A 9,664-nucleotide genomic window follows, 5' to 3' on the forward strand; every position below is an offset into this window, starting at 1 on the left:
GGCCTCGTGCGCGGGCCGCTGCCACGACATCCCGGGCCGGTAGAGGTGCCAGGAGCCGTCCATGCGGAAGTGGCTGTGCAGGCTTCGCCCGTCGTCGAAGCGGGTGAACAGGTGCTTGCCCAACGACACGACGTCCAGCACGGTGCGCCCGGCGAGGTCGTGCTCGGCGAGGCGGGGATGGCGCAGCTCTCCGCGCAGCAGCGTCTGCCCGGCGAGCGCGGCCCGCAGCCGCTTCCCGGCGAGGTACACGGTGTCGCCCTCGGGCATGCCATCACGGTAGCGGTCGACCGGTCGGTGGACCGGGTACGGCGTCGCGGTCGATCCGCCGCGCCCGGCCGCCGATCAGGAACAGGCGCAGCTCCACCGTGCCGCCCGCTGCGGGCATGCCCGGCGTGGGCGACGCCCTCGTCGCGCAGCGGGTCGAGCGCATCACCGACGCGTCTCCGGGCCGAGCCGGTAGCCCACCGACACGACGACCGGTGGCCCGCACCCGGCGTACGGATGCGGGCCACCGGCACCCCGCGTCAGCAGTGCTTGGTCTTCTTGTGGTGGTGATGGTGGTGGTGATGCTTCTTCAGCGGACGCTTCTGCTCGTCGGCGTCCTTGTCGCAGCCACCGCGGATGGGCGGCGGGGGCGGGGGCGGGGCCATGTGCTGGAAGACGTTCCAGTCGGACATGTCGTCATCCTCTTCTTCTCGGTGCACGGCTCGCCGGGTCGGAGCCGTGGGTCGGGTCCGGCCGCCACCGGCGATCGACCCGTGGGTGCCCCCGGTCAGGGTGTCGTCGCGGCGGTCGTCGGCATCGGTGTGGGCACGGCCGGTGCCGGGGTGACGGGAGCCGGCATGACCGGGGCCGGGGTGGCGGGTGCCGGCGTCACCGGTGCCGGGGCGACCAGGGGGGCGACGGGCGCCGCGGCGTCCGTGGGGGGCGTGACGGCGGGAGCTGTCGTGGGAGCCGCCGCCGTCGTGCCCGCATCCGCGACGACCGGCGCGGCGTTGCCGGTCAGTGTCTGGCAGCCGAGGTTCGTCCACGACGCGGTGAGGCGCTGGGTCAGGAAGCCGAACAGCGAGGTGGCCGCAGCCGGATCCGGTGAGGGGACGTTGATGGTGAACGGTTCGTCGAGCGCGAGCCGCGCCGGGGCGATGTTCCCCAGGTTGGTGCAGTACGTCGTGCCGGAGCCGTTGTCGGTGCCGGTGCCCGTGCCGACCGGCAGCTGGTCGACGCCGACGCGGTAGAGGTTGGCCTTCGCGGTGCTGTTGGCGGTGCCGATCATCGTCATCGGGTCGTTCAGCGGCACCAGCGCCGAGGGTGCCGCCTGGTCGGCGGCGGCCTGTAGCTCGTTGAGCGGAAGCGCCGACGACATGGCGCCGCCGGCTGAGATGTTCGGTGCCATGAACGGCGCGCACCCGAGCGCGGGGTCGAGCAGATGGTCGAGGAGGCCGTTGTCCGAGGCGTTGAACAGCGTGGTCGAGCCGGCGAGCTGGGCGGCGTTCGCCGTGGAGAACTGAGCGGTCTGACCGTTGGCCAGCGCCAGGTACTGAGTGGGGAGGTTGTCGCTCTGGTCCTGGTCGACGACCGCGAAGTCGCGGGTGGTCGGGCAGGGCCGGCCGTCGTTGCCGGTCCCGAGCGGGGGAACGACGAGCTTGCCCGCTCGCACCGCGGCGTTGGCGGCACTGAAGAACGCCGGGGCGTTGCAGTAGGCGAACTGTGTGAACGGCGATCCCGGGGAACCGTTGACGCACGGGTCACCGGCGTGGAACCGCAGGTTCAGGTTGCCCCGGCGGTTGTGGTTGGTCTTGAGGGTCAGGGTGTCGCCCTGGTAGCCGAACCAGATCCCGACGACGGCGCGCGCGGGCAGTGTCGGCTTCACCGTCGGGACCGCCGGCTGCGTTCCCTGGTCGACGACGAGCGGGTCGTAGATCGACACGCCACCGGTGGCGGGATTCAGGATGGCCGCCTCCACGAACGCCGACTGGTTCGGGTCCGCCTCGTGGCAGGCGCCGGCTGCCCCGGACGTCGCGACCAGCTGGTAGGGCGTGGCCAGTCCGGCGGCGGTGAGCGGGGCCGGCGGAACGACCAGCGAGCAGTTGGGGTTGACCACGGCCGTCGCGGGCGGGGGAGCCGCCGGTGACGTCGGCGGGGTGCCCGGGGTCGTCGTCGGGGCGACGGCCCCGGTCGGCGGGGTGGCCGGGGGGCGCTGGGGGCGGCCGTGGAAGGCCTGCCGGGCCGCTGCGGTGGGGTGGACGGCGGCCGTCAGGCCGGCTGCGGCACTGGCGGTCGCGAGGGGCAGGAGCGCCTGGCCACCGGCCAGGGCCGCGCACACGACGGCGGCGGCGGCCAGGATCGTGCGGGGGCGCACGCCGCGGAGCCGCTGTCGCGGCGAGGACGGTTGCCGCCGGCGGCGGTGTGGATGCCGGCGGGGTTCTCGGGGACTTGCCATGGGGATGCCTCTCACGAAGGTGTGGGCCCGAGACCGGCGGGTCCGCGATGCGGACTCGAGCGGGGGAGCGCTCCGGTCTGCCCGGCGGGAACCGGACGCCGTCGTGGCCGAACGGTTCGCCGCGGGTCATGGATCAGTGGGCATGGCCGGGAACGATAGAAAGCCGATGCTTCTACCGTTGTTGTCCCTGAGAAAGGCGACCGACGACCGTGCGCGATGGCGAGATGAGCGGTCGGGGTGGCTCCGAATGACACGTCGGTGGCCCGAGTGGCGGGCGGAATTCACAGACTGTCTGAATAATACCGCAATAGTGGGAAATGTCGCCGTGCGCCGAGCGGTCAGGGCCTGACCGGCTCCACCGTGAAGTCGTGCCAGTCCACGTGCCGGGTCATCCCCCAGTAGTCGACGATCCGCCACGGCAGCGTGCAGACCACCCGTCCGGCGGCGTTGCGGTACCAGTTGCGCATGCCCGGGTGCGTCCAGATCATCGCTGCGTGGGCGTCGTCCTGGCGGGCGACGTAGTCGGCGTGCGCCTCCGGGCTGACGTCGACGGCCCCCAGTCCCCGCGCCGCCATCGTCGTCAGCGCCTCGACGATGTAGCGCACCTGGCACTCGGCGATGGTGATGTAGCTGCCGCCGTGGCCGAGCACCGTGCCGGGGCCGCAGGTCAGGAACAGGTTGGGGAAGCCCGACACGGAGATGCCCAGATGCGCGTCGGCGTCGTCGGGGCCCCACACGTCGTGGATCGAACCGCCGTCGCGCCCGCGGACGTCCATCGGGTGCAGCAGCTTGTGCGTCTCGAACCCCGTGCAGAGCACCACGACGTCGGCCTCGACCTCCGTGCCACCCGACCCGCGCACGCCGGTGGCGGTGATCGCGGCGACCGGTTCCGTGACGAGCTCGACGTCGTCGCGGCGCAGGGCGGCGTACCAGCCGTTGTCGAGCAGCATCCGCTTGCCGAACGGCGGATAGTCGGGCAGCGCCTTGGCCAGCAGGTCGTCGCGGCCGTCGAGCTCGGCCTGCACGTAGCGCGTGAAAACGCGGCGGTGCGCGTCGTTGATCGCGTTGATGGAACGCTCGGGATGCTCCCACTCCGGATCGATCTGCAGCGACGGGTGCACGCGGTCGTTGAAGTTCCACGCCAGACGGGTGCGGTACCAGCGCCGGTAGAACGGCACCTGCTCCATGAGCAGGCTCACGGCCTCGTCGATGCCGGTGAAGTAGACGCTGTTGTACGAGGCCCACTGCGGTGAGCGCTGGAAGACCGTCACCTGCGCGGCCTGCCCGGCGATGGCCGGCACGATCTGCATCGCGCTCGCCCCGGTGCCGATGATCGCCACCCGCTTGCCGGTGACGTCGAGGCCTGCGGGCCACTGAGCGGAGTGGAACAGCGGGCCGGTGAACTCGCCCAGGCCGGGGAGGTCGGGGACCTTCGGCCGGTTGAGCTGGCCGACCGCGGTGATCACGGCGTTGGCCTCGAGTGCCTCGCCGCCGGCGGTGGTGACGGTCCAGCGCTGACGCGCGTCGTCGTAGACCGCGCGGGTGACCTCGGAGCCGAAGCGGATCACCGTGCGCAGGTCGTGGGCGTCGGCGACGTCGCGGAGGTAGGCGAGCACCTCGTCGCGCTTGCCGAAGTGGGTGGACCACTGCCGCGGCGCGAACGAGTACGAGTACAGGTGGCTGGGGGTGTCGACACCCGCGCCGGGATAGGCGTTCTCCAGCCAGGTGCCGCCGACGTCGTCGTTCTTCTCCAGCACGACGTGGTCGATGCCGGCCTCGGTCAGCCGGATCGACGCGAGCATCCCCGACACGCCGGCGCCGATCACGATCACGCGGAAGGCGGTGCCCTCGGGCACGCGGTGCGCCGGCTCGGGCGGGCGGAACCCCATGTCCTCGGCCGTCATCGCCTCGTACTCGGCAGGCACGTCCTCGCCGACGGCGAGGCGCAGCAGCTCGAGCAGGCCGTCACCGGTGGGGGTCGGCACCGCGGCGGGGCGGCCCCCGGCCCACTCCAGCACGGCGTCGACGGCGGCCGTGCGGATCTCGGCCTGCACGTCGTCGGGAAAGCCGCCGAGGTCGTTGTCGTCCATGCCGCGGCTGCGGGTGGGCCGGTAGGGCTCGGCGAGCCAGCGCCGGTCGCCGGTGAGCTGGTGGAGCACGGGCACGAGCGCGGGGAGGTTGGCGTGCTGCATCGCGGCGGTGAGCGCTTCCCGGTCCGGCGGGGTGCCCGGGACGGGCTCGGCCAGCGCACGGGCGTCGATGCTCATAAGGGCGAGGCTAACCGCGGTTAGGTCGATGCGGTAGGCGGAGTCTTGACGGGGACATGATTCGGCCCCATTCTGCGTTCCCCGTATCTAACCGCCGATAGGGAGGGCTAGCGATGGAGCTGACCGAGGCCATGCGGACCACCGGCACGTGCCGCTACTTCCGGTCCGATCCCGTGCCGGACGAGGTGCTGCACGCCGCGTTCGACGCCGCGCGCTTCGGCCCGCAGGGTGGCAACCGCCAGCCGGTGCGCTGGGTCGTCGTGCGCGACGTGGCGACCAAGCAGGCGCTCGCGGACCTCTACCTCCCGCTGTGGAAGGCCTACTTCGACGGCATCGCCTCGGGTGACGTCAACGTCGGGGCCCTGCCGAAGTCGGTGACCGATGCCGACACCTTCGCCGAGAACCTCGCCACGGTGCCTGCCATCATCGTGGCCTGCGCGGAGATGTCGGGCCTGCATCCCACCGACACCGAGCTGGGTCGGCTGTCGGTGGTCGGCGGCGGGTCGATCTACCCGACCGTGCAGAACCTCTGCCTAGCGCTGCGCGACCAGGGTGTCGCCTCGGCGTTCACCACGCTGCTGTGCATCGCCGAGCCCGCGGTGAAGAAGCTGCTGAACATCCCCGACGAGTTCATCACCGCCGGTCACCTTGCCATCGGCTACCCGGAGAAGGGCTTCCCGGCCAAGCTCACCCGATCGCCCGTGGAGGAGATCGTCTTCGCGGAGAGCTTCGACCGGCCGTACTTCTCGTGACCGCCGACGTGCTTCCTCCCGCAGAGGCGGCGTCATGACCGCAGCACACCACCGGTCCCCGCTCGGCCGGGCCACGCTGGGCGACCAGCTCCGCCGCCACGCCCGCAACCAGCCCGACAAGGTCGCGTTCGTCGCCTACGACGCCGCGGGCGACCGCACCACCACCACCTACGGCGAGCTGGACGCGCGGGCCAACCGGTTCGCGCACCTGCTGCTGGGTCACGGCGTCGGGGGCGGCGACGTGGTGGCCGTGATGGCGCGCAACAGCGTCGACGTGGTGGCGCTCTACTACGGCACGCTCAAGATCGGCGCCGCGCTCACCGTCGTCAACGTGTTGTTCGGCAAGCAGGAGGTGGTGCAGCAGATCGACCACGCGCAGCCCGCTGTCGTGGTCGCCTCCGAGGAGTTCGAGCTGCTCGTCCCGGGTGCGCCGCTGGTGTTCGGCCCCTCGTTGACCGCCGATCTCCCTGACACCGAGCCCGACGCGTACGTCGACGAGAACGACGTGGCCATGCTCGTCTACACCTCGGGGACGGAGTCGTCGCCCAAGGGCGTGCTCATCCCGCACCGCAACTATCTGATCTCCACCGCGCCCGCGTGGAGCTGGGGCCTGCAGACCGGCCCCGAGGACACGTGGCTGTTCGTCATGCCGTTCTTCACGATCGCCGGGCTGGGCTCGATGACGACGCTGACGCTGATGGGCGCCACGCTGGTGCTGCCCGCCACCGTCGACCCGTCCGGGGCGCTGGGGATCATCGCGCGGGAGCGCGTCACGGTGATCGCGCAGACGCCCACGTTCTACCTGGCGCTGTCGGGGCAGCCCGACTTCGGCGCCGACGCCGTCGGCACGGTCCGGCGCTGCATGACCTACGGCGGGCAGGTTCCGCCGGCCGTGATCGAGGCCTGGTCGGCGGCCGCACCGGACGTCCGGTGGGGTACCTACTGGGGGCAGTCGGAGCTCTCCCAGCTGGGCACGGTCGGCTGGTTCGCCACCCTGGACGACATCCCCGGCGGCGACCCGTCCTGGATCGGCAGGCCCGTCACGCATCTGGAGGCCCGCGTCGTCGACGCCGAGGGCAACGACGCCGAGGTCGGCGAGCTCATCTGCCGTTCGCCCTCGGTGATGCTCGGCTACCACCGCGACCCGGAGCGGACCGAGGCCGCGCTCGGCTCGGGCTGGCTGCACACCCGCGACATCGTCCGCGTCGACGCCGATGGCAACCTCTTCTTCCAGGACCGGCTCACCGACATGATCAAGTCGGGGGGTATGAACGTGTCGTCGCAGGAGGTCGAACGGGTGCTGCACACGCATCCCGACGTGCTGCGCGCCGCCGTGGTCGGCCGGCCGGACCCGTACTGGTCCGAGGCCGTCACAGCCTTCGTCGTCCCGCGACCGGGAAGGGAACCCGACCCTGCCGCGGTGATCGCCTTCTGCCGCGAGCAGCTCGCGGTGTTCAAGGTGCCCAAGGTCGTGCACGTCGTCGGCGAGCTGCCGGTGGACGCCCAGGGCAAGGTGCTCAAGCGGGAGCTGCGGAAGGTGGAGCTGCCCACGTGAGTGCTCCGCCCCTGACCGGGAGGCGGGCGGAGATCGTGGCGGCGGCCGCCCGGATCTTCGCCCGCGACGGCTACGCCGCCGTCGGGATGCGTGACGTCGCCGAGGCCGTCGGCATCCGCGGCGCCAGCCTCTACCACCACTTCGCCTCCAAGGAGGAGATCCTCTACGCCGTCTGCCTCTCGGTGACGCAGGAGCCCAACGAGCAGACCCTCCCGCTGCTCGACGCCCCCGGCACGCCGACGCAGCGGATGGCGGCGCTGGTGCGGGCGCATCTCGAGCACCTGCACGGCCGCCAGGTCGAGCATCTGGTGGCGCTGCACGAGCTGGCCGCGCTCAGCGCCGAGCACCGCGCCGTCGTCGACGACTACCGGCGCTACTACCAGCGCCGCGTCCGTGACGTCGTCGCCGCTGGGATGGCGACGGGGGAGTTCGCCGTGCCCGACGCCCGGCTCGCCGCGTTCGCGATCTGCGACATGCTCAACGGCTTCAGCAACTGGTTCCACGCCGACCGGGAGCTGACGCTGGAGGACGTGGTGGTCGGCTACGTCGACCTGATCGTCGGGCGGCTGCTGGGGTCAGGCGTCCGCTGAGCCGCAGGCGCCCACCCGGTGCGCTGTTGCAGCTGGGGGTGTCGCAGCCCCGGGAGTCACAGGCGCCGCGGCCCGCGGCGTCGACGGCGTCCGGTCCGTCGCCCGCGCCGCTGCTCCTCCTCGAGCTCCTTCTTCAACGAGGGGCCGCTGGCTGCACCGCGGGAGTCTCCCGCGCGCCCGCCCGGTAGCGGAACGTCGTCTCCGCGACAAGATGCGAGGCTGTGCAAGTGCTGTGAGAGCCGCGCCCAACTGATCTGTTCCCTGTGAGACGCCCGGAGGCGCCAACGATCCGGTGCCGTCGATCGTCCCCTGATCATGAGAGCGCGACGCCACCCGACTCTGCTCACAGTCCTCGTGATCGCGGCGGTGCTGATGCTCGCGTGGGGCGGCGGCAAGCTCGCGGGCCGGGCGAGCGACACGCAGGCCGCCGCATCCGCTCCCGTGGCCGCGGCGGCCCCGGACCCCGGACCCGTCGCGGCACCCGCGCTCACCGCAGGCGAGGCCAGCGGTGCCGCGGCGGCGTCCGCGGCCGTCGTCGGAGACGCGACGCAGGCGGTGGACACACTCGACGCCGACACCCCGGGCAGCGAGATCGGCGTGGCCGTGGAGGACCGCACCACCGGGCAGACGTCCGTCGGAGACGACGGTGCGAAGCCCTTCTACGCCGCGTCCGTCGTGAAGCTCTACACCGTCGTCGACATCCTGCACAGCGTCGAGACGGGGCAGGTCACCCTCACCGACACCGACCGCACCAACATCCAGCGAGCGTTGAGCTACAGCGACGACGACGCCGAGGACGCCCTGTGGGAGAAGTTCGGCGGGGCCGCAGGCGTGTCGCGGACCATCGCCCTCGCCGGGCTCCAGGACAGCTCGCCGCCCACCGACCCGTCGCAGTGGGGCGAGACGCTGATCTCCGCGCGCGACGTCGTGTCGCTCTACGACTACGTGCTCACCTCGATGACGCCCGCCAGCCGGGACATGATCATGGACGCGTTGCAGAACGCCCAGGACACCGGCGCCGACGGCTTCGACCAGGCCTTCGGGCTGATCACGCCGCCCCGCCCCGCCGGGGTGGCTGCCAAGCAGGGCTGGATGTGGATCGGCGACGACTTCTACCTGCACTCCACGGGCGTGCTCGGCCCTGACCAGCGCTACGTGGTGGCCGTGCTGAGCGAGAACGAGGCGAGTGCCGGCTCGGCCGCGGCCAGCACCCTCGTGTCGACGGCGACGGCCGGGGTGGAGAAGGCGCTGGCCGGATGACCCCGCTTCATGCCCGCAGGCGCAGCCCCTTGGGCGTGACGCGGAAGCCCGCGTCGGTGAGCACGTCGGCCAGGGCCGACCCCAGCGACCCGACGCCGTCGGCGCGCTCGACGGCGAGCGACCCGAGCCAGCCCTCGTGCACCGCGCCCGCGAGCGCCTGGGCCGCGGCGTCGAGCACGGCGCGATCGGTGGTGAACGACAGCAGCGAGCGACCGCCCCGTTCGACGTAGAGCACGGGCGCTCCCTCGACGAGCACGACCAGTGCGCCGGCCTTGCGCCCCGGCCGGTGCTTCGACTCGCCGACCGTGGCGGGCCAGCCGAGCGCCGCGCCGTAGGGCTGGGCCGGGTCGGCGGCGGCGAGCACGACCCGCGACAGCCCGGCCGCGGCACCGCTGTCCCTCCGCGCTCCACCGTCCCAGGCGTTCCCGCTGCCGCCCGACCATCCGTCGGGATCCGGGGCGGTCGGCCCGCCCGGCTCGCCGTCGGGGCGTGACATCGCGCGCAGCCGGTCGATGGCGCCCGGTACCGCGAACTGCGCGGCGCCCAGCCCCTCGACGACGTAGCCGCGCCGGACGCGTCCGGAGTCCTCCATTGCGCGCAGCACGCGGTAGACCGCCGCGAACCCGCCGGTGACGCGCTCGGTGCCGAGCGCCCCGCGGGTGAGCACGCCGTGGCGCTCGAGGAACGCCTCGGCCCTGGCGTGCGCGCGGCGGGTGGGATCGGGTTCGCGCTCGACGGCCAGGGCCCACCGGCCACCCACGGACGGCGGGCCGGTGCGGCTGGGCATGGCCGGGCGGCCC

8 protein-coding genes and 1 pseudogene are annotated in these 9,664 nt (G+C 72.6%); 4 read left to right on the forward strand and 5 right to left on the reverse strand.

Translation table 11 applies throughout. The annotated features are described in order from the left end of the window. From JWR81_RS25030 to JWR81_RS25045, 4 genes are all read right to left on the reverse strand, one after another. A partial coding sequence (locus JWR81_RS25030) for a DNA-formamidopyrimidine glycosylase family protein (protein ID WP_297658074.1) occupies positions 1-267 on the reverse strand: 267 nt, incomplete at its 3' end. Between the two features lie 257 nt (positions 268-524). Continuing rightward, on the reverse strand, positions 525-677 hold the full coding sequence (locus JWR81_RS25035) for a hypothetical protein (protein WP_297658077.1): 153 nt from the start codon (positions 675-677) through the stop codon (positions 525-527). Positions 678-772: 95 nt separating this feature from the next. Beyond that, complete coding sequence (locus JWR81_RS25040) at positions 773-2,359, reverse strand: hypothetical protein (protein WP_297658080.1); 1,587 nt, start codon at positions 2,357-2,359, stop codon at positions 773-775. A 419-nt stretch (positions 2,360-2,778) separates the two neighbouring features. Beyond that, positions 2,779-4,707 (reverse strand): NAD(P)/FAD-dependent oxidoreductase, encoded by a 1,929-nt coding sequence (locus JWR81_RS25045; RefSeq protein WP_297658083.1) that lies wholly within the window; start codon positions 4,705-4,707, stop codon positions 2,779-2,781. Between the two features lie 113 nt (positions 4,708-4,820). Between JWR81_RS25045 and JWR81_RS25050 the strand changes: the two genes are divergently transcribed. The 4 genes from JWR81_RS25050 to JWR81_RS25065 all read left to right on the forward strand — a co-directional run bounded on the left by JWR81_RS25050 (position 4,821) and on the right by JWR81_RS25065 (position 8,864). Then, positions 4,821-5,459 (forward strand): nitroreductase family protein, encoded by a 639-nt coding sequence (locus tag JWR81_RS25050; protein WP_297658086.1) that lies wholly within the window; start codon positions 4,821-4,823, stop codon positions 5,457-5,459. 34 nt (positions 5,460-5,493) lie between these two features. Then, on the forward strand, positions 5,494-7,014 hold the full coding sequence (locus JWR81_RS25055) for a class I adenylate-forming enzyme family protein (RefSeq protein ID WP_297658088.1): 1,521 nt from the start codon (positions 5,494-5,496) through the stop codon (positions 7,012-7,014). Continuing rightward, positions 7,011-7,604: a TetR/AcrR family transcriptional regulator gene (locus JWR81_RS25060; RefSeq protein WP_297658091.1), complete on the forward strand. Its 594-nt coding sequence runs from the start codon at positions 7,011-7,013 to the stop codon at positions 7,602-7,604. The genes JWR81_RS25055 and JWR81_RS25060 overlap by 4 nt, the downstream gene beginning before the upstream one ends. Before the next feature lie 315 nt (positions 7,605-7,919). After that, positions 7,920-8,864 carry a serine hydrolase gene (locus JWR81_RS25065; protein WP_297658094.1) on the forward strand — a complete coding sequence of 315 codons (945 nt, stop codon included), beginning with the start codon at positions 7,920-7,922 and terminating at the stop codon, positions 8,862-8,864. Positions 8,865-8,871: 7 nt separating this feature from the next. Here the strand turns inward: JWR81_RS25065 and JWR81_RS25070 are convergent. Continuing rightward, a pseudogene (locus JWR81_RS25070) lies at positions 8,872-9,664 on the reverse strand (DEAD/DEAH box helicase); the annotation flags it as partial.

Source organism: Pseudonocardia sp. (genome assembly GCF_025965585.1).
Classification (GTDB): Bacteria; Actinomycetota; Actinomycetes; order Mycobacteriales; family Pseudonocardiaceae; genus Pseudonocardia.